Genomic DNA, 20,344 nt, shown 5'->3' with positions numbered 1-20,344 from the left:
TAATACCAGAGCCCAACCTTATACCATCTGAAACAGACTTAAAGAACCTCCTGTGGTTGGGATATAAGACAAGATGGAATAGAGGTGAGATTTTGAAGAGCAATGTAAATGATAAAGATAAAATAAAGAAACAGGTATAAAATTGATCAGAAAATAAAATTTCTTAGCATAACAGATAAGAAAAATGGGTGCCCCATTTTTATTTTAAAATGAATGAATTTGTTTTTGGTTCCCCCAATACAAATTATATCCTGAAGATAGCCTTAAAAAAGTGGAATGAACTGATAATCTGAACTTCTATATATCAATTAATTTCTGAAAACTTTTTAAAAATAGGCAATATCCGTTTGTAGTTTCAAAAATATTTTATACTTTTGCAATCCGAAAAGTAGGTTTATTGTTATGTGAGTGCATAACCTACTGAATAATAAATGCTTCCAAACTCATTAATTATTCAAACTAAAAAAAATTAAAATGGCTAAGAAAGTCTTTAAAATGGTAAAGCTTCAGGTGAAAGGTGGCGCAGCTAACCCTTCTCCACCAGTAGGTCCAGCATTGGGTTCTGCAGGTGTGAACATCATGGAGTTTTGTAAGCAATTTAACGGAAGAACCCAAGACAAGCCAGGGCAAGTTTTACCTGTAGTAATTACAGTATACGAAGACAAATCTTTTGAATTCGTAATTAAAACTCCACCTGCAGCGATCCAGTTAATGGATGCAGCTAAGATCAAAGGAGGTTCCGGTGAACCAAACAGAAACAAAGTAGGTTCTGTATCTTGGGATCAGGTAAAGAAAATCGCTGAAGATAAAATGGCAGATCTTAACTGCTTTACAATGGACTCTGCACTTTCTATGGTAGCTGGTACTGCTAGATCTATGGGATTAAAAGTAACAGGAACTAAACCAGCTAACGCTTAAAACTTATTGAAATGGCAAAATTAACAAAAAAGCAAAAAGAGGCTTTAAGCAAAGTAGAGAAAGGTAGAATCTATAACCTTGAAGAAGGTTCGGCTCTTGTAAAGGAAGTAAACACTACAAAGTTTGATGCTTCTGTAGATATCGCTGTAAGATTGGGTGTAGATCCAAGAAAAGCAAACCAAATGGTAAGAGGTGTAGTATCTCTTCCTCACGGAACTGGTAAAGATGTTAAAGTATTAGCTCTTGTAACACCAGATAAAGAAGCTGAAGCTAAAGAAGCTGGAGCTGATTATGTAGGTCTTGACGAATATTTACAAAAAATAAAAGATGGTTGGACTGATGTTGACGTTATCGTTACTATGCCAGCTGTTATGGGTAAATTAGGTCCATTAGGTAGAGTATTAGGTCCAAGAGGTTTGATGCCTAACCCTAAATCAGGAACTGTAACTATGGAAATTGGTAAAGCAGTAACTGAAGTGAAAGCTGGTAAAATTGATTTCAAAGTAGATAAGTATGGTATTATCCATGCTGGTATTGGTAAAGTATCTTTCGATGCTGCTAAGATCAAAGAAAATGCTCAGGAACTAATCCAAACATTAGTTAAAATGAAGCCTACGGCTGCTAAAGGAACTTATGTGAAAAGCATCTACTTGTCTTCTACAATGAGCCCAGGTATTGCAATTGATACAAAATCTGTTAACTAATATTAAATCCTTAAGACGATGACAAAAGACCAAAAAGTTGTAGCAATACAAGAGATCAAAGACTTGCTTCAGGATGCAAAAGTAGTATACGTAGCAGATCTAGAAGGATTGAACGCTGCTAAGTCTTCAGACTTCAGAAGACAGGCTTTCAAACAAAATATCAAAGTAAAAGTAGTAAAAAATACACTTTTACAAAAAGCAATGGAGCAAATTGATGGGGTAGATTTCTCTGAAATGTTCCCAACATTCAAAGGTAACTCTGCAATCATGATTGCTGATACTGCGAATGCTCCTGCAAAATTAATCCAAGGGTTCAGAAAAAAAGAAGATAAGCCTGCTTTAAAGTCTGCTTACCTTCAGGAAACTTTCTATGTTGGAGACGAAAACTTAACTTCACTTGCTAACATCAAGTCTAGAGAAGAAATGATCGGAGAAATCATCGGATTACTTCAATCTCCAATTCAAAGAGTTGTTTCTGCTCTTCAAAACAAATCTGAAACAGTAGAAGCTAAAGCTGAAGAAGCTGCTCCGGCTGTAGAAGAAACTCCTGCTGAAGCTCCAGAAGCTGCTGCAGAAAGCACTGAAGAAACAAGTGCTGAATAATTATACTCAAAAAATTAAATAAATAATCAACAAAAACATTACAACAATGTCAGATTTAAAAAATTTAGCTGAAACGCTAGTAAACTTAACAGTAAAAGACGTAAATGAATTAGCTACTATCCTTAAGGATGAGTACGGAATTGAGCCAGCTGCTGCTGCTGTAGTAGTTGCTGCAGGTGGTGGAGAAGCTGCTGAAGAAAAAACTGAATTCGACGTAATTCTTAAGTCTGCAGGTGCTTCTAAATTAGCTATCGTTAAATTGGTAAAAGATTTAACTGGTGCTGGTCTTAAAGAAGCTAAAGATATCGTAGACGGTGCTCCAGCTGCAATTAAGCAAGGAGTTTCTAAAGACGAAGCTGAAGCTCTTAAGAAGCAATTAGAAGAAGCTGGTGCTGAAGTAGAATTGAAATAATTTCAATTATATTCTAAATATAGAAGCCCGGGCATTTGCCTGGGCTTTTTTTTGTTATCTGATAATCATCAGTTTGTCACTTTGTTTACAAGCGTATGGAGATTTTGTTGACTTAAATTTCATGATATTAATTTATTATTATTAATTTCATATTAATTAACATAATGTATTAGTATTAATCTTTAATTATTGTTATTTTTTGTATAATTTTATCATTAAAACATTGTTTTTATTGAAAAAATACTATATTTGCATCAGGAAAAAAACACAACACTATTGGATCGAAATTATTTTCTTTCGTATAGTCATATAGCATTTCTTTTGTTATTATCGACTATCGGAAAACTGAACGCAGGGTTTATTATATCTACCGCGGTAGACAAATCTGAATTGCTGCATTGTACAGGTGTAAATAATACTGATTTACACTCGCATATAATCAATAAAATTTCACAGGAACCGATAAGGGTTACTAATATCCTGCAAGCTGAGAATTGTAAGGGCTATCATCATACTTTACGAAATTATCTTCGCCTTCCTAAGGATAACGATTTTATATCTTGTGCCATAAAAGGCTTTGAGATTGTTTCCGTCTGGAAGACAAGGATACAGGGGGTAGAACATTATGGAAGTACGGTGACTGTATTTGAAAAGATTAAAAGGTTTTACATCAACTCTTTTAAGCTGGTCGACGGTTTTAAGTTTATTATTAAGATCCCCGATAAACTGCCCCTTCCTTCTCTACGATAATATTTCATAACAATTTTTACGATCCCCATGGGAATTATAAAGCTGTTTCATTTACAATTTTAAATGAGAGAGCTGAAGAAATGCCTTTATATAAAAACGAACACAAAAAAACAACAAAGATCAACAAAGAATGAAAAGCAAATTATTAACACTAGCACTCTTATCGGCAGGATTTTATTTATCTGCCCAAGTAGGGATTAATACAGGTGGGCCTCAAGCTACACTTGATGTGGTGGGTTTTCCATCCAATACCAATAAACTAGATGGTGTCATTGCTCCAAGGCTTACAGGAGCGCAGCTAAGTGCCAAAAATTATACGGCAGCTCAAACCGGGGCTATTGTATATGTCACAGTTGCTGAAGCGGCACCTGCCGGACAGACCGCGGCCGTTGTATCACCTGGTTATTATTATTTCGATGGGACAAAATGGGGGAACTTAGGTGCAGATTGGCGTACCGTGGGAAATGCAGGAACGACGCCTACTACGGCTGGTTTGGGAACAGATATTTCTACAGGAAACTATTTAGGGACAAGTGATGGACAGAATTTGGTATTGGCAACTCAAAAAAATGTCAAAGGAATTCTGGACTTGAATGGAACATTACGTGGTGGAAACTCCAATACTACCACAGGGCCATTTGCCTCTTTTACATGGGGATCCAATAATACGCTTACAAACAGTACTTCGTCCAATATCGCTTTAGGTAAAGATAATACCGTTTCTGCACAAGGGAATTTTCCTGCGGTAGCTATCGGATTAGCGAACACTGCTAATAATGGTGCCAAAATAATAGGGAACACCAATACTGCATCCGGAGCCAATAATTTAGTCTTTGGAAACGGAAATACAGTAACAGGAATTACAGGATTAACACTTGGAAATAATAACACCAATGATGGAGGGATTATTATAGGAGGTGGAAATACGGCAGCAACCAACACTGTTACCATAGGATCAGCAAATAATGCTTCAGGAGGCCAATCGATGGCTATAGGATTTACAGGAAAGGCATTGGCGGGACAATCTGTATATGCTAATAAAGCGCATGCCTTTTTTAATATCGGAAATGCCACCAATGCTATCGTTGGGATTAACATGATTCCTACTGCTGATACAGCTTCCGGTGCGGCTATCCAGTTAAAAGGAATTACCGGTGCTGCTTCATCCTGTACCGCGGCTGAAGAAGGAGCCATCCGCTATAATGCCACAGCAAAAGTACACGAAGGCTGCAACGGAACTGCATGGAAAGCTTTCTATTAATTGAAAAATAAACACAAAATCTTTAAAAAATTAAAAAATGACCAAAAAATTATTAGAGAAATTAGCTGTAATGCTTATGACGCTGGTACTGTCTGTAGCAGCATTGGCACAGCAAGGCTATGAACCTATCCGAGGGATGGGAGTTGAAGCAAAACCTGTAAACAACTCAGGGATTTGCTTGGCATGTTATAATGGAAGCATGAATCCAGTGGTGGATGCCAGTTTGGATAATAGTGTAAGTATGGGAAATTTCGCTTCTTTACTGAGTGGAAACGGTATATCTGTTAAAAACAAGAATACATCATATCCGGCAGGATATATTACTGGTTTTAATGTAGACCTTGGAACAAGCTTTATTACGATTGATCTTTTAAGCTCGTTAAGAATCAGTACCTATAAAAATGGTGTTGTTCAGGAAACTACTACAAACAGTACACTTTTATCAGTACCTGCATTTGGGGGTAGCAAGAACAGAATATTCTTACACTTTAAAACTTCAAAAGAATTTGATGAAGTAAGATTGTATCAGACCAATGTTCTTTCCGCATTCAGTGCAATGAATGTGTATTATGCATTTGCATTTGATCCGGCTAAGGTACCGACAGATAACAATGGTATTTGTGATGATATTATTGCGGGAAGTGGTGTTGACGGAAATATATCCGGAAGCAGCAGTTTCCTTGCTCCACTTTCTTACGTTCAGAATAAAGAAAATATTGGGGACGGAAATAAAAACTCTTTCGGGAAAATAGTCCTTCCAATAGGATTGTTAGGGTCTTATTCAGTAGGGGTTTTGGATAAAAACCAGGTATACCCTGCGGGAAACAGAACCGGATTTGTAATAGAGCCTGATGATCAGGGTAAGCTGCTGAGTGCTGAGTTTTTGAAAAATATTACTGTAGAAACCTATTTATTTGGCCAGCTTCAGGATTCAAGACAATTATCCGATGGAGGAGGATTGATCAATATCAAAGTGCTCGGGTATGGTTCCGGGAAGCAAAAAGTAACACTTACGACCACCAAGCCTTTCAACGAGGTTCGATTGAAAATTACTCAGACTGTCGGGTTTAACCTGGGAGCTCTTAAGGTATATTACGCATTCGAAGAACCTATTTCTTGTGAATGTGATGATAAAATTCAGACTAGTGGCTCTGCAATACCTGGAAATCTGGTAACAGGAGGAAGCTGGACATCCGGACCTGGATTTTTAGGTCTTATTCTGGCTAAAATGACAAGCCCGGAAGCAATTGTAGATACCAATCCTAATAATTATGCAACAGCAACAGTGCCTGCAGCATCTATTTTAAGTATTTTCTCAGCATTTGCAACGGTAAGCAGTAATGCAATGCTTCCTGCTAATACAATGGCCGGATTTACGGTAGAAAAAGCAGGAAATCTATTGGGGGTAAGTGTACTTGAAAATATTACAGTAACCCTGTATAACGGAAATACAGTAACCAATACTTTTACAAGTTCAGGAAGTCTTATCAGTGGAAACTTCTTCACGACAAACTCCAATAAGTTTTATGTAGGAGGTAAGGCTACAAAGCCTTTCAACCGTATGAAGATTACCTTTAATAGCGGAACGGCTGTCCGTATTCCTCAGAGCTATTATATTTATAATGCTTTTGCAAGTAAAGATGATGATAATGACGGAGTTCCAAACTGTTTTGACAGATGTCCGGGAGGAGATGACAGTATAGATAATAACGGTAATGGTATTCCTGATTGTGCAGAAGGATGTACAGTGGTTAATGATAAGTCTCCGACATTGGATACGGATGGTGACGGTATTGTTGATGCATGTGATTTTGATTCTGACAATGATGGTATTCCTGACTCAATGGAAGATTTTGATGCCAACGGTAAGTTTGAAGACGATGATATGGAAGGTGATATTTTAATTACTTCTATATTGGGAGACAGTGTTCCGAATTATCGTGATTTGGATTCTGACAATGACGGCGTGTTGGATTTATTTGAATCAGGTATTCCAACATCAGTAATCAATCAGATTGATGCAGATCATAATGGGGTTATTGATAGTGGTGTTGCAGTAGGAAACAATGGTCTGGCAGATGTATTGGAAACGTATCCAGATTCAGGAACTTTAAAATATCCTATTCAGAATACGGATGGAGATGGTTTACCTGACTTCCTGGACCTGACTTCCAATGGTTCGGATCTTGACCTGTATAAGATTGGAAAAGGAAATCTTGATACTATGGGTGGTGGATTCATTTCTACAATTGATGACAAAGACAGGGATGGTATCCAGGCTGTTGTAGATACAGACCTTGTGAAGAGAGGAGCTCCAGATTCTCCACTTTCGCCATATGCTTCACTGTTGAAAAATGCATCGATGAAGACTGCAAAAATTACCGGGGCTTCAGATGTAACAGAAGTTGCCAATGATGTTAAAATATACCCTAACCCGGTAAAAGCTGGAGAAAATCTTTCGATCACAACTGCAGAAGACGGCGTTTATACTTTATACTCTGCACAAGGGCAGGTAGTTAAGTCAGATAAATTGAATCTTCGTACAGGTATTGATACCTCTTCATTACCTACGGGAATTTATATTATTAAGATAGAAACTAAATCAACGGTAAAATCTTATAAGGTTATTGTGAAATAATTATAAGAAATCTTAGTGTTTATGGAGGCTGCTCAGAAATGGGCAGCTTTTTTATTTTAATGTCCTCAAAATGAGGCGTATTATTTGTAATTGTGGATAACTTTTTGTATCTTTGCCCCTCTTTTGGCGCTAAAAATTGTTTGTAAATTTATAAAATACTAAAAATCAACTCTTTCAATGTAAATCATGAAAGGGATTTCGTATTTGTAGATACTGCGGTAATACTGCCTCAAAAGTAATAAAAATATTTTGCATTACGCTGTGAAAAGATATACCAGCGTTGCAGTTAGGAATAAGACTGTAAGAATAAAGAAAAAAGAATAAAGACTATTTCTAATAGCGCCAAACATTTGAAGTCTTTGATCTTTTCTCTGTTTCTCTCTTCTATTCCTGATATTTTTTAATAAATCAAAATATTTTTTAACCCTTTCTTAAAAGTTTTATGAGTAAAACAAAATCAACAACTCAAGGAAATCCGAGAATTAATTTCTCATCAGCGAAAGGAAAAATCATCACTCCAGACTTCTTGGACATCCAAATCGAGTCTTTCAGAGAATTTTTCCAGCTTGATACACTTCCTGAAGCCAGAAAGACAGAAGCTCTTTACAAGACCTTCCAAGAGAATTTTCCAATTACCGATTCTAGAAATCAATTCGTATTGGAATTCCTTGACTATCTGGTAGATTCTCCACGTTATTCAATTGATGAGTGTGTGGAAAGAGGTCTGACGTATTCAGTGCCTCTAAAAGCAAGACTTAAATTATATTGTACTGACCCGGAACACGAAGATTTCCAAACGGTGGTTCAGGATGTATATTTAGGTCCGGTTCCTTATATGACGCCTAGTGGATCTTTCATCATCAATGGTGCTGAGAGAGTTATTGTTACGCAGCTTCACCGTTCACCTGGTGTATTCTTCGGACAGACTTACCACGCGAATGGAACCAAACTATACTATTCAAGAATTATTCCTTTCAAAGGATCTTGGATGGAATTTACAACAGATATCAACAGCGTAATGTACGCGTATATCGACCGTAAGAAAAAGTTACCATTAACAACTTTATTAAGAGCTATCGGTTACGAATCTGATAAGGATATCCTTCAGATCTTCGACCTTGCTGAAGAAGTGAAAGTTTCTAAAGCTGCCCTTAAAAAAGTGGAAGGGAGAACATTGGCTGCGAGAGTATTGAACACTTGGTTCGAAGATTTCGTAGACGAAGATACAGGTGAGGTAGTTTCTATTGAAAGAAACGAAATCATCTTGGATAGAGAAACGATTCTTGAAAAAGAACATTTAGATCTTATCCTGGATGCTGGTGTGAAATCTATTTTGATCCACAAAGAAAACAGCAATGAATTCTCTATCATCCAGAATACATTACAGAAAGACCCTACTAACTCTGAGAAAGAAGCAGTAGAGTACATCTATCGTCAGTTAAGAAATGCAGATCCACCAGATGAGGAAACAGCAAGAGGAATTATTGAAAAATTATTCTTCTCTGAGCAGAGATACTCTCTTGGTGAAGTAGGACGTTACAGATTGAATAAAAAATTAAGTCTAAACATCCCAACTACAACTGAAGTTCTTACAAAAGAAGATATCATTGCGATTGTAAGACACTTAATTGAGTTAGTAAACTCAAAAACGGATGTTGATGATATTGACCACTTATCAAACAGAAGAATTAAAACTGTTGGTGAGCAGTTAGCAGGACAGTTCGGTGTAGGTCTTTCAAGAATTGCAAGAACAATTAAGGAAAGAATGAACGTTAGAGATAACGAAATCTTTACTCCACTTGATCTTGTAAATGCTAAGACATTAACATCAGTAATCAACTCGTTCTTTGGTACCAACCAGCTTTCTCAGTTCATGGACCAAACCAACCCTCTATCAGAGATCACTCACAAGAGAAGATTATCTGCACTAGGGCCTGGTGGTTTATCAAGAGAAAGAGCAGGTTTCGAGGTTCGTGACGTTCACCATACGCACTACGGAAGAATTTGCCCGATTGAAACTCCGGAAGGACCAAACATTGGTTTGATTTCATCTTTAGGTATTTATGCGAAAATCAACAGACTAGGTTTCATCGAAACTCCATATAGAAAAGTAGAAGACAGTAAGATTAATCTTAATGCAGATCCTATTTATCTTAATGCTGAGGACGAAGAAGATAAAGTAATTGCTCAGGCAAACGTTGAATTGAACGATAGCGGAGAATTCTTAACAGACAGAATTATTGCCAGACTGGATGGTGACTACCCTGTAGTTGAGCCAGCTCAGGTAAATCTTATCGACGTTGCACCAAACCAGATCTCTGGTATTTCCGCTTCATTAATTCCATTCCTGGAGCATGATGATGCGAACCGTGCGTTGATGGGATCCAACATGATGCGTCAGGCAGTTCCTCTATTGAAGCCACAAGCTCCAATCGTAGGTACAGGTCTGGAACAACAAGTTGCGAAAGATTCAAGAATTTTGATCAATGCAGAAGGTACAGGTACTGTAGAGTATGTGGATGCTGACAAGATCACTATTAAATACGAAAGAAGTGAAGACGAAGATTTAGTACAATTTGAGTCTGCTACTAAAACATACAACCTTACTAAGTTTAGAAAAACTAACCAGAGTACAACTATTACCCTAAGACCAAACGTAAGAGTAGGTGATGTAGTGGAAAAAGGACAGGTACTTTGTGACGGTTATGCTACTGAAAAAGGAGAATTAGCTCTTGGTAGAAACTTAGTGGTAGCGTTCATGCCTTGGAAAGGATACAACTTTGAGGATGCTATTGTAATCAACGAAAAAGTTGTACGTGAAGACTGGTTTACTTCAATCCACGTAGATGAATATTCTCTTGAAGTTCGTGATACCAAATTAGGTATGGAAGAGCTTACAGCAGATATTCCAAACGTTTCTGAAGAAGCTACTAAAGATCTTGACGAGAACGGTATGATCAGAATCGGTGCTGAAGTGAAGCCTGGAGATATCATGATTGGTAAAATTACTCCAAAAGGTGAATCTGACCCGACTCCTGAAGAAAAACTTCTTAGAGCAATCTTTGGTGATAAAGCTGGTGATGTAAAAGATGCATCATTAAAAGCTGACTCTTCATTAAGAGGGGTGGTGATCAACAAGAAATTGTTCTCAAGAAATATTAAAGACAAAAAGAAAAGAACTGAAGAAAAACTTAAACTTGAAGAGATTGAAAACACTTACAAGGCTAAGTTTGATGAGTTGAGAAACACTTTAATTGAAAAATTAAATACACTGGTAAGCGGTAAAACTTCTCAAGGGGTACAAAATGACCTTGACGAAGAAATCATCGGTAAAGGTGTGAAATTCACTCACAAATTATTGACTTCAGTTGAAGATTATGTAAACGTTAGCGGTTCAGACTGGACAGTAGACGCTGATAAAAATGAATTGATCAAACAATTGATTCACAATTACAAAATCAAATTTAACGACATTCAGGGAGTTAAAAACCGTGAGAAATTTGCTATTTCAATCGGAGATGAGCTTCCAGCAGGGATCATGAAGTTGGCTAAAGTTTACATCGCTAAGAAACGTAAACTAAATGTGGGAGATAAAATGGCAGGACGTCACGGTAACAAAGGTATCGTTTCAAGAATCGTTCGTGAAGAAGATATGCCATTCCTTGAAGACGGAACACCAGTAGATATCGTATTGAATCCACTAGGGGTACCTTCTCGTATGAACATCGGTCAGATCTATGAAACAGTTCTTGGATGGGCAGGTCAGAAATTAGGAATGAAGTTCGCTACACCAATCTTTGATGGAGCAACTCTTGACCAGATTACTGAATATACAGAAAAGGCAGGTCTTCCTAAATTTGGTAACACTCACCTTTATGATGGTGGTACCGGAGAAAGATTTACTCAGCCGGCTACTGTAGGTATTATCTACATGCTGAAACTAGGACACATGGTTGATGATAAGATGCACGCACGTTCTATTGGTCCTTACTCATTGATTACTCAGCAGCCGTTAGGAGGTAAAGCTCAGTTCGGTGGACAGAGATTTGGAGAGATGGAGGTTTGGGCTCTTGAAGCATTCGGAGCATCAAATATTCTAAGAGAAATCTTAACTGTGAAGTCGGATGACGTGATTGGTAGAGCAAAAACTTATGAAGCAATTGCAAAAGGTGAATCTATGCCTGAACCAGGTATCCCGGAATCATTTAACGTATTACTTCACGAGTTACAAGGTCTTGGATTAGACGTAAGATTGGAAGAGTAAGATATCAGATATCAGACACTGGTTGTCAGATTATGCGACTCTAAAAATTTTATAATCCTTGAATTTGGAATGATGATTTCGTCTGAAATCTGAACTCTGAAATCTAAAATCTAAAAAAATTATGTCAAATAAAAATAAAACAAGTAGATTTAATAAAATAACCATTGGTTTAGCTTCACCAGAGTCTATTTTACAGGACTCAAGAGGAGAGGTTTTAAAACCAGAAACTATTAACTACAGAACTCACAAACCTGAAAGAGACGGATTATTCTGTGAGAAAATCTTTGGTCCTGTAAAGGATTACGAATGTGCTTGTGGTAAATATAAGAGAATTCGTTACAAAGGGATCGTTTGTGACCGTTGTGGTGTAGAAGTTACCGAGAAAAAAGTAAGAAGAGAAAGAATCGGACATATCGGTTTGGTTGTTCCTATTGCTCACATCTGGTACTTCCGTTCATTACCAAACAAAATCGGATACCTTCTTGGAATCCCTTCTAAGAAATTAGATATGATCATCTACTACGAAAGATATGTAGTGATCCAACAGGGTATTGCCAAAAAATTAGATGGTTCTGATTTTGAAAATATGGAATTCTTAACAGAAGAAGAGTACCTTGACATTATGGAAACTCTTCCTGTAGAAAACCAGTATCTTGATGATTCTGATCCAAACAAATTCATCGCCAGAATGGGTGCTGAAGCTGTGGAAGATCTATTAAAGAGAATTGATCTTGATGCATTATCTTTTGACTTAAGACACAAAGCTCATAACGAAGGTTCTAAGCAAAGAAGAACTGAAGCACTGAAAAGATTGAACGTTGTAGAAGCATTGAGAGGTGCCAATACAAGAATGATCAACAGACCAGAGTGGATGATTATGCGTGTGCTGCCTGTTATACCACCAGAACTAAGACCATTAGTTCCATTGGACGGAGGACGTTTCGCTACTTCTGACCTTAATGACCTTTATAGAAGAGTTATTATCAGAAATAACCGTTTGAAGAGATTATTGGAGATCAAAGCTCCTGAAGTAATCTTGAGAAACGAGAAGCGTATGCTTCAGGAATCTGTAGATTCATTATTCGATAACACAAGAAAATCTTCTGCAGTAAAATCTGAATCAAACAGACCATTGAAATCACTTTCTGATTCATTGAAAGGTAAGCAAGGTCGTTTCCGTCAGAACTTACTAGGGAAAAGGGTTGACTACTCTGCGCGTTCGGTAATTGTTGTAGGTCCAAACTTACAGCTTCACGAATGTGGTATTCCTAAAGATATGGCAGCTGAACTTTACAAACCGTTTATCATCAGAAAACTGATTGAGAGAGGAATTGTAAAAACTGTAAAATCTGCCAAGAGAATTATCGACAGAAAAGAACCTGTAGTATATGATATCCTTGAAAACGTGATGAAAGGTCACCCTGTTCTACTGAACAGAGCACCTACGCTTCACAGACTGGGGATTCAGGCTTTCCAACCTAAGATGATCGAAGGTAAGGCAATCCAGCTACACCCGTTAGTAACAACAGCATTCAACGCCGATTTCGATGGTGACCAGATGGCGGTACACTTACCGTTAGGACCAGAAGCGATCCTTGAAGCTCAGTTATTAATGTTAGGTTCTCAGAATATCTTGAACCCTGCAAACGGTTCTCCAATTACAGTACCTTCTCAGGACATGGTTCTTGGTCTTTATTTCATGACTAAAGAATTGAGTTCTACAGAAGATATGAAAGTAAAAGGTGAAGGTCTTGCATTCTATTCTCCTGAGGAAGCAGAAATTGCTTATGCTGAAGGTAGAGTTTCTTTAAATGCTAAGGTAAGATGTAGACTACCTGTTAAAGAAGACGGAGTAATAGTAACAAGATTGATCGAAACTTCTGTAGGTAGAATTTTATTCAACCAGATTGTACCTAAACAATCAGGATATATCAATGAACTTCTTACTAAGAAATCATTGAGAAACGTTATTGGTAAGATCCTTGCCGATACGGATTTCCCTACTACTGTGAAGTTCCTTGATGCAATGAAAGACTTAGGGTATTCAAATGCATTCAAAGGAGGTCTATCGTTCTCTCTTGGAGATATCGTAGTACCTGTAGAGAAAAAGCAGATGATTGCTACTTCAATTGAAACTGTAGACGAAATTAGAGCTAACTATAACATGGGTCTAATTACCGATACAGAACGTTATAACCAGGTAATTGACGTTTGGACTAACACCAACGCTGGATTAACTGAAATGATCATGAGCAGAATGAAAACCGACCAAGGTGGTTTCAACTCTGTGTATATGATGCTTGACTCTGGGGCGAGGGGTTCTAAAGAACAGATCCGTCAGTTATCAGGGATGAGAGGTTTGATGGCGAAACCGCAAAAAGCTGGTTCTACCGGTGCGGAGATCATCGAAAACCCGATCCTTGCAAACTTTAAGGAAGGTCTTTCGATCTTAGAGTACTTTATCTCTACTCACGGTGCTCGTAAGGGTCTTGCGGATACCGCTCTTAAGACAGCCGATGCTGGTTACCTAACGAGAAGATTGGTAGACGTTGCACAGGACGTTATCGTTACAGAAGATGACTGTGGAACACTTAGAGGAACAGAAGTTACTGCACTTAAGAAAAATGACGAGATCGTTGAAAGAATCTCTGAAAGAATCTTAGGTAGAGTATCTCTTCATAATATCTATGACCCTGAAACTGATGAGCTTATTGCTAGTGCAGATCAGGTAATCATTGAAGAATTGGCAAAAAGAATTGAAGAAGCTGGATTAGAAGCTGTTGAGGTTCGTTCGCCATTAACTTGTGAAGCTAAGAAAGGGATCTGTGCGAAATGTTACGGTAGAAACTTAGCAACAGGTAAAGTGATCCATATGGGTGAAGCGGTAGGTGTAATTGCAGCACAGTCAATTGGGGAACCAGGTACTCAGCTTACGTTGAGAACCTTCCACCAAGGGGGTACTGCAGGAAACGTATCAGAAAACCCATCTATTGTAGCTAGAAGAGATGGTATCGTTGAAATGGATGATGTAAGAACAATTACTTCTGAAGATGAAAACGGTAATACAGCTGAGGTAGTAGTTTCCCGTTCAACGGAATTCAGATTAGTTGCTGCGGAGTCTAAAACTCCATTAATGATAGCTAACGTACCTTACGGATCTATATTATCTGTAAAACCAGGTGATAAAGTGAAGAAAGGAGATACCATCTGTAGATGGGATCCGTATAACGCGGTTATCATTGCTGAAACTTCTGGTAAGGTAGAATATGAAGATATTATCCAGGGTATTTCATTCCAGCTTGAAATTGACGAACAAACAGGATTCGAAGAGAAAGTAATCTCTGAATCTAGAAATAAGAAAGCCGTACCTACCTTGAAGGTGGTAGATTCTAAAGGAGTTGAGCAAAGAGCATACAACTTACCGGTAGGAGCCCACTTAATGGTAAATGATGGTGAAAAAATTAAGGCTGGTAAGGTCTTAATCAAAATCCCAAGAAAATCTGCAAAAGCAGGGGATATCACCGGAGGTCTTCCAAGAGTTACCGAATTATTCGAAGCAAGAAACCCTTCAAACCCAGCGGTTGTTACTGAAATCGACGGGGTAGTTTCTTACGGAAAAATTAAGAGAGGTAACCGAGAATTGATCGTAGAAGCTAAAACTGGAGAAAGAAAGATTTACCTGGTAAAACTTTCTAACCAGATCTTGGTTCAGGAGAATGACTTCGTAAGAGCTGGTTCTCCACTATCTGACGGTTCTATCACACCGGATGATATCTTAAGAATCAAGGGCCCAACTGCGGTTCAGGAATACTTAGTAAATGAGATTCAGGAAGTTTACCGTCTTCAGGGGGTAAAAATTGATGATAAGCACTTTGAAATTATCGTAAGACAGATGATGACAAAAGTATCTATCGTGGATGGAGGTGATACTCAATTCCTTGAAGGAGCTCTGGAACATAAGTATGACTTCTTGGAAGAGAACAACAGAGTATTTGGTCTTAAAGTAGTAGTAGAGGCTGGTGATTCTAAAGAATTCAGACCAGGTCAGATGATTACTGCAAGAGAATTAAGAGATGAAAACTCTAAGCTAAGACGTGAAGATCAAAACTTGGTAGAAGTAAGAGAAGCACTTCCTGCTACAGCAACGCCTGTATTGCAAGGTATCACAAGAGCGGCTCTTCAGACTAAGTCATTCATGTCTGCAGCATCATTCCAGGAAACAACGAAGGTTCTAAATGAAGCGGCTGTTGCTGGAAAAATTGATGCCCTTAGTGGTCTTAAAGAAAATGTAATTGTAGGGCACAGAATCCCTGCAGGTACAGGTCTTAAAGAATATCAGAATGTTATTGTAGGTTCTAAGAAAGAATTCGAAGACCTTAACTAAAATTAATGATTTGAAATTTGAGGTTTGGATTTATTTTTATATTTTCACAATCTCAAATTTCGAATTTAAAAAACATAATTTATAACAATGGACAACAATCAAAATCCACAAGACGGAAACATCAACATCGAATTAAACGAAATGGTAGCTGCTGGTATCTATGCTAATTTAGCTTTAGTAAACCACTCTCCATCTGAGTTCGTAGTAGATTTCATCCAATTAATGCCGGGGGTACAGCAAGCTAAAGTAAGATCAAGAGTAATTCTTGCTCCACTTCACGCTAAGAGAGTTTTAAACGCTCTTCAACAGAACATCGCTAACTATGAGCAGCAGTTCGGAGAAATCAAAGAAGTTGAGCCTTTCGTATTAGGAGGAAACAACGTTCAAGCGTAAGATTTCTTTTACAATAAATACATGCCCCAATGAAAATTGGGGCATTTTTTATGTTATATATTACGGTTAAAAATACGTCCTACTATTTATAACACAACTTTAATGATACCAAATCATCATAACAATGATCCAATTTTATATATTTGAATATTACATTTTGATAAAATTGATATGACAGATAATGTGTTTATTCTTGATAAATTTGGTTTTCTTGGAAAAGTTTTTTTAAGTGAACTCCAACAGCATGCTGTTATTGTTGATATAAAAGCAAAAACAGAAATCATAAGAGAAGGCCAGAAAAATAAGTATGTACCCTTTCTAATAAAAGGTTCTATTAAAGTTTTCACTCTTAATGACGGCAGAGAACTTATCTATTATTTTATTAAGCCTAGTGACAGCTGCCTGATGACTTTCTCTTCTATTTTTACAGATTATGTAAGCCGAGTATTTGCCGTAGCTGAAGAAGAATCTGAAGCCTTATTGATTCCTGTTTCTGTGATGCATGACTGGCTGATCAGGTTTCCAGAGATCAATAAATTATTTTATCGTGAGTATGACAGACGTTTTTCGGAAGTCATGAATATGGTCAATGATGCTGTTTTTCATAGACTGGACAAAAGGGTACTGAATTATATTAAACAGCAGATCACCAGTACCGGAAGAAATCCTTTAAAAATTACTCATCGTGAAATTGCAAGCAGTCTTGGTACTTCAAGAGAAGTGGTAAGCAGAGTGTTAAAAAAAATAGAGAGTGACGGAGAGATCCTGCAGACGAAAGAAGGGATCAAAGTTGCTGTAAATGAAAATGTTAGACTAATCTAATTTATAATGTTTCAAAAGTTTTTGTTATATGATTGATAAAAACAATGTCTTTGGTGACTTTTATCACATAATTTTGAATTGAGAACTTGATAAGTTTGTCATATGATAATTTAATTCAAATTGTATATGACAAAAGCTCTCTTATTTTTGTCAGTATTTTCATCAGGTTTTGCCTTTGCACAGGAAGATCTGTTGAAAGATATTGATACTATTAAAACCGATACGGAATTTTCACAACCTGCTTTCAAAGCATTACAGATTGTTACAGGACAATCTACAAAGCTTGCCGCCAAAAAAGAATGGTACATTATTGTAGCCCATAGATTTGGTGATGTAAGCACAGGATTTAAAAACTTTTTTGGACTGGATAACGCCTCCACAAAATTAGGCGTGATTTATGGTATCAGCGATGCTATCTCTGTGAGTTTGTCAAGGGAAACAAATATGAAAACCTTTGAAGGTGCTGCCAAGTACAGGCTGATAAGACAGAATGATGATTTTCCGGTAGATATTGTTGGGTATAATGTGATGGGTGTAAATACGGATCTTAGTAAGGACAACTATCCGTTTCTTAAATTCAACGACAGACTTTCTTATCTTACCCAGGCTTTAATTTCAAGACGATTTAACGATAAACTTTCACTGCAACTTACCCCTTCATATGTTCATAAGAATCTGTATGAGCCTAAAAATGAAGATAAAAACCAATTTTTAGCAGGGTTAGGCGGACGCTATAAAATTTCAAAGAGAGTTTCTGTAAATGCAGAATATTTTGTGAATTTTGACAATCACAGTTTCTATAAAAACCCTCTTTCTTTAGGAGTGGATATAGAAACCGGGGGACATGTGTTCCAGCTTTTATTCTCGAACTCCCAGATTAATTCAGATATAGGATATCTTACCAATGCATCAGGTGAATGGGGGAAAGGACATATTTTCTTTGGGTTTAATCTTTATAGAGTTTTTTAATATGAGAAAGTTAACATACCTCGTGCTCCTTTCATCAATAGGAATACTGAACTCCTGCGATAGCAGAACCTATGAAGAGATTTCAGATAATACCCCTATTACACTGCCAGTAAAATACACTGCCGATGTAAAACCGATTATAGACAACAATTGTATCGGCTGTCACTCTGCAGGTAGTTTTAAACCTTTAGTGACCTACGATCAGGCAAAGAATAATATAGATGGAATCCTGGACCGGATTCAAAGACCAAATGGTGACCCTGAAAAAATGCCTAAAGGAGGATCCCTGTCGGCAACACAAATTAATATTTTCATCAAATGGAAAGCTGATGGATTAACTGAAAATTAAAAAATTTGATATGAAAAAAATAATATTAATCAGCGCATCACTACTATTTACAGGGTATGCTTCAGCACAGAAATACAGCTCTAAAACGGGTAAGGTAACTTTTGAAGCTTCAGTACCGTTATTTGAAGATGTATATGCCCAGGATGATAATAATCTGGTAGTCTTCAATAGTGACACTGGAGAAATAGCATCGGTTTCAGCAGTTAAAAACTTTCATTTTAAAACAAAATTAATGGAAGAGCATTTTAATGAAAGCTATGCAGAAACAGCAAAGTATCCAAAGACTACTTTCAAAGGGAAAATTATCAGTTTTGATAAAACAAAACTGACGGCCAGCCCCCAGAAATATACAATCCAGGGAAGCCTTAATTTTCACGGAGTAGATAAAGCGATAGCTTCTACAGCCACTGTATATGCTAAAGACGGTAAAATTTATATGCAGGGAAATTTTATTGCAAGACCTGCAGATTATAAAGTGACAATTCCAAAGATGGTCACTAAAAAAATTGCAGAAAGCATCAATGTTGAATATAACTATATATTGATAAAACAATGAGAAATCTGATTTTATTATTAATGGTCTTCTTGGGCTCATTAGTATTTGCTCAGGAAAAAGCAAAGTCAATATTTGATATTGCGAGAAGTGGAACTGTCACTGAGGTACAGGAGCTTATGAAGCAAAACCCGGATGTGATTAATCAAACCAATGAAAGCGGATTTTCACCACTTATTTTGGCCTGTTACAGAGGAAATGTAGAGGTGGCTAAATTTCTGATTGATCATGTAAAAGATGTGAATTATAAAAGTGACGAAGGGACAGCTTTATCGGGACTTTCGGTAAAATATAATAAAGATCTCGTAGAGCGTTTATTGAAGAAAAATGCTGATCCCAATATAGCTGATACTACAGGGTATACACCATTATTCTGGGCTGTGAAATTTGGAAACAAAGAATTGGTAGAGCTGCTGTTGAAGTACAAAGCAGATAAAACAAAAAAAGATTCAATGGGAATGACCCCTTTTGAATATGCTTTAAAAACAGATAAAAAAGACATCATTAACCTCTTAAAAAATTGATATGAAAAAACTTTTACTCACATTAAGTATGGCTCTTGCCAATTTCGCATGGGCCCAGTTTTCCTCGGGCGTTGTAAGTCTTGGGGCTACAGGAATGACAGTGAAACTGGAAACTTCACCAACATTGGCAACCTTGACACTTACGGGAAACAGTACTTCCTACCTGGGGATAGGTGCTGGTGATTCCGGGATGGAAGCCGGTGCAGACGGATTTATTTATAACAGCAGCTCAAACCTTGATTATAGTTTTAATGGTATTGGAGCATTCCCTAGTGTAGATGCTGTTCAGGATTGGACGCTGGTCTCTAACACAGTTTCAGGAAGTACCCGGACTATTATTGCAACCAGAAGTTTATCCGGAAGTGCCGGGGATTTTGTGATCCCAAATGCAGCAGGTCCTCTGGATATATTTTTTGCTAGAGGAGGAAGTACTGCAATATCTCAACATAGCTCTTCTAATAGAGGATATGCTACACTGACAATGACGGCAACCAACTTATCAACCAGCGAAGCAGCTGCTGAATCTAAGAAAGTAAGTCTTTATCCCAATCCTGCTAAAGAAACAATTAGTTTTAAAAACTTTGACCGTATCAAATCTATTGATATTTATGAAGCGGCAGGAAGAAAGATAAAATCTGTACGACCGAATAAAGAAACCATTAGTATTGAAGATCTGAAATCGGGAATTTATTATTTTGAAATTCTATTGAAAGATGGAAGCCTGTCTTATGAAAAACTGATTAAAGAGTAATTCAGAAAAAAACACATCTACATATTATCAATAATACCTCTGATTTTTC

16 protein-coding genes are annotated in these 20,344 nt (G+C 37.2%); all 16 read left to right on the top strand.

The features are described from left to right. Nucleotides 1–474 precede the first annotated feature (474 nt). The 16 genes from rplK to B8967_RS08205 all read left to right on the top strand — a co-directional run bounded on the left by rplK (nt 475) and on the right by B8967_RS08205 (nt 20,295). Nucleotides 475–918 carry a 50S ribosomal protein L11 gene (gene rplK, locus B8967_RS08280; RefSeq protein WP_047493571.1) on the top strand — a complete coding sequence of 148 codons (444 nt, stop codon included), beginning with the start codon at nt 475–477 and terminating at the stop codon, nt 916–918. 11 nt (nt 919–929) lie between these two features. Further along, nucleotides 930–1,622 (top strand): 50S ribosomal protein L1, encoded by a 693-nt coding sequence (gene rplA / locus B8967_RS08275; protein ID WP_047493574.1) that lies wholly within the window; start codon nt 930–932, stop codon nt 1,620–1,622. Between the two features lie 18 nt (nt 1,623–1,640). Next, complete coding sequence (gene rplJ / locus B8967_RS08270; protein ID WP_047493577.1) at nt 1,641–2,225, top strand: 50S ribosomal protein L10; 585 nt, start codon at nt 1,641–1,643, stop codon at nt 2,223–2,225. 46 nt (nt 2,226–2,271) lie between these two features. Further along, nucleotides 2,272–2,637, top strand: a complete 366-nt coding sequence (gene rplL, locus B8967_RS08265; protein ID WP_047493581.1) for a 50S ribosomal protein L7/L12 — start codon at nt 2,272–2,274, stop codon at nt 2,635–2,637. A gap of 321 nt (nt 2,638–2,958) precedes the next feature. Further along, nucleotides 2,959–3,387 carry a hypothetical protein gene (locus B8967_RS08260; protein ID WP_143330489.1) on the top strand — a complete coding sequence of 143 codons (429 nt, stop codon included), beginning with the start codon at nt 2,959–2,961 and terminating at the stop codon, nt 3,385–3,387. Nucleotides 3,388–3,517: 130 nt separating this feature from the next. Continuing rightward, nucleotides 3,518–4,648 (top strand): hypothetical protein, encoded by a 1,131-nt coding sequence (locus B8967_RS08255; protein WP_084085672.1) that lies wholly within the window; start codon nt 3,518–3,520, stop codon nt 4,646–4,648. A 37-nt stretch (nt 4,649–4,685) separates the two neighbouring features. Continuing rightward, nucleotides 4,686–7,286: a T9SS type A sorting domain-containing protein gene (locus B8967_RS08250; RefSeq protein ID WP_084085670.1), complete on the top strand. Its 2,601-nt coding sequence runs from the start codon at nt 4,686–4,688 to the stop codon at nt 7,284–7,286. 442 nt (nt 7,287–7,728) lie between these two features. Continuing rightward, nucleotides 7,729–11,550: a DNA-directed RNA polymerase subunit beta gene (gene rpoB / locus B8967_RS08245; protein ID WP_047493594.1), complete on the top strand. Its 3,822-nt coding sequence runs from the start codon at nt 7,729–7,731 to the stop codon at nt 11,548–11,550. A gap of 121 nt (nt 11,551–11,671) precedes the next feature. After that, nucleotides 11,672–15,934, top strand: coding sequence for a DNA-directed RNA polymerase subunit beta' (gene rpoC / locus B8967_RS08240; RefSeq protein ID WP_047493597.1), 4,263 nt, complete (start codon nt 11,672–11,674; stop codon nt 15,932–15,934). An 87-nt stretch (nt 15,935–16,021) separates the two neighbouring features. Then, the gene (locus B8967_RS08235) at nt 16,022–16,327 is read left to right on the top strand and encodes a DUF3467 domain-containing protein (protein WP_002976436.1); all 306 of its coding nucleotides are present in this window, start codon (nt 16,022–16,024) and stop codon (nt 16,325–16,327) included. Between the two features lie 171 nt (nt 16,328–16,498). Next, a complete protein-coding gene (locus tag B8967_RS08230) occupies nt 16,499–17,149 on the top strand; it encodes a Crp/Fnr family transcriptional regulator (protein ID WP_047493599.1) in 651 nt (216 codons plus the stop codon). A gap of 126 nt (nt 17,150–17,275) precedes the next feature. Then, on the top strand, nt 17,276–18,118 hold the full coding sequence (locus B8967_RS08225; RefSeq protein ID WP_047493602.1) for a DUF5777 family beta-barrel protein: 843 nt from the start codon (nt 17,276–17,278) through the stop codon (nt 18,116–18,118). Nucleotide 18,119: 1 nt separating this feature from the next. Next, nucleotides 18,120–18,467 (top strand): hypothetical protein, encoded by a 348-nt coding sequence (locus tag B8967_RS08220; RefSeq protein WP_228406087.1) that lies wholly within the window; start codon nt 18,120–18,122, stop codon nt 18,465–18,467. A 10-nt stretch (nt 18,468–18,477) separates the two neighbouring features. Next, a complete protein-coding gene (locus tag B8967_RS08215) occupies nt 18,478–19,023 on the top strand; it encodes a YceI family protein (RefSeq protein WP_047493610.1) in 546 nt (181 codons plus the stop codon). Then, entirely contained in the window at nt 19,020–19,544 is a 525-nt protein-coding gene (locus B8967_RS08210; protein WP_084085665.1) for an ankyrin repeat domain-containing protein, read from the top strand. Before B8967_RS08215 ends, B8967_RS08210 begins: the two co-directional genes overlap by 4 nt. Nucleotide 19,545: 1 nt before the next feature. Next, nucleotides 19,546–20,295 (top strand): T9SS type A sorting domain-containing protein, encoded by a 750-nt coding sequence (locus B8967_RS08205; RefSeq protein ID WP_084085663.1) that lies wholly within the window; start codon nt 19,546–19,548, stop codon nt 20,293–20,295. Nucleotides 20,296–20,344: the final 49 nt, after the last annotated feature.

This window comes from Chryseobacterium sp. YR221, from assembly GCF_900176315.1.
GTDB lineage: Bacteria > Bacteroidota > Bacteroidia > Flavobacteriales > Weeksellaceae > Chryseobacterium > Chryseobacterium rhizosphaerae.
Note: the sequence above shows the minus strand (reverse complement) of the source record. Positions and strands in the feature narration are given on the sequence as shown.

Coding starts and splice junctions, on each gene's coding strand:
- rplJ (WP_047493577.1), top strand. CDS start 1,641: ATGACAAAAGACCAAAAAGTTGTAGCAATACAAGAGATCAAAGACTTG.
- B8967_RS08220 (WP_228406087.1), top strand. CDS start 18,120: ATGAGAAAGTTAACATACCTCGTGCTCCTTTCATCAATAGGAATACTG.
- B8967_RS08255 (WP_084085672.1), top strand. CDS start 3,518: ATGAAAAGCAAATTATTAACACTAGCACTCTTATCGGCAGGATTTTAT.
- B8967_RS08205 (WP_084085663.1), top strand. CDS start 19,546: ATGAAAAAACTTTTACTCACATTAAGTATGGCTCTTGCCAATTTCGCA.
- B8967_RS08235 (WP_002976436.1), top strand. CDS start 16,022: ATGGACAACAATCAAAATCCACAAGACGGAAACATCAACATCGAATTA.
- B8967_RS08210 (WP_084085665.1), top strand. CDS start 19,020: ATGAGAAATCTGATTTTATTATTAATGGTCTTCTTGGGCTCATTAGTA.
- B8967_RS08250 (WP_084085670.1), top strand. CDS start 4,686: ATGACCAAAAAATTATTAGAGAAATTAGCTGTAATGCTTATGACGCTG.
- B8967_RS08215 (WP_047493610.1), top strand. CDS start 18,478: ATGAAAAAAATAATATTAATCAGCGCATCACTACTATTTACAGGGTAT.
- B8967_RS08225 (WP_047493602.1), top strand. CDS start 17,276: ATGACAAAAGCTCTCTTATTTTTGTCAGTATTTTCATCAGGTTTTGCC.
- rplK (WP_047493571.1), top strand. CDS start 475: ATGGCTAAGAAAGTCTTTAAAATGGTAAAGCTTCAGGTGAAAGGTGGC.
- rplA (WP_047493574.1), top strand. CDS start 930: ATGGCAAAATTAACAAAAAAGCAAAAAGAGGCTTTAAGCAAAGTAGAG.
- rpoC (WP_047493597.1), top strand. CDS start 11,672: ATGTCAAATAAAAATAAAACAAGTAGATTTAATAAAATAACCATTGGT.
- rplL (WP_047493581.1), top strand. CDS start 2,272: ATGTCAGATTTAAAAAATTTAGCTGAAACGCTAGTAAACTTAACAGTA.
- rpoB (WP_047493594.1), top strand. CDS start 7,729: ATGAGTAAAACAAAATCAACAACTCAAGGAAATCCGAGAATTAATTTC.
- B8967_RS08230 (WP_047493599.1), top strand. CDS start 16,499: ATGACAGATAATGTGTTTATTCTTGATAAATTTGGTTTTCTTGGAAAA.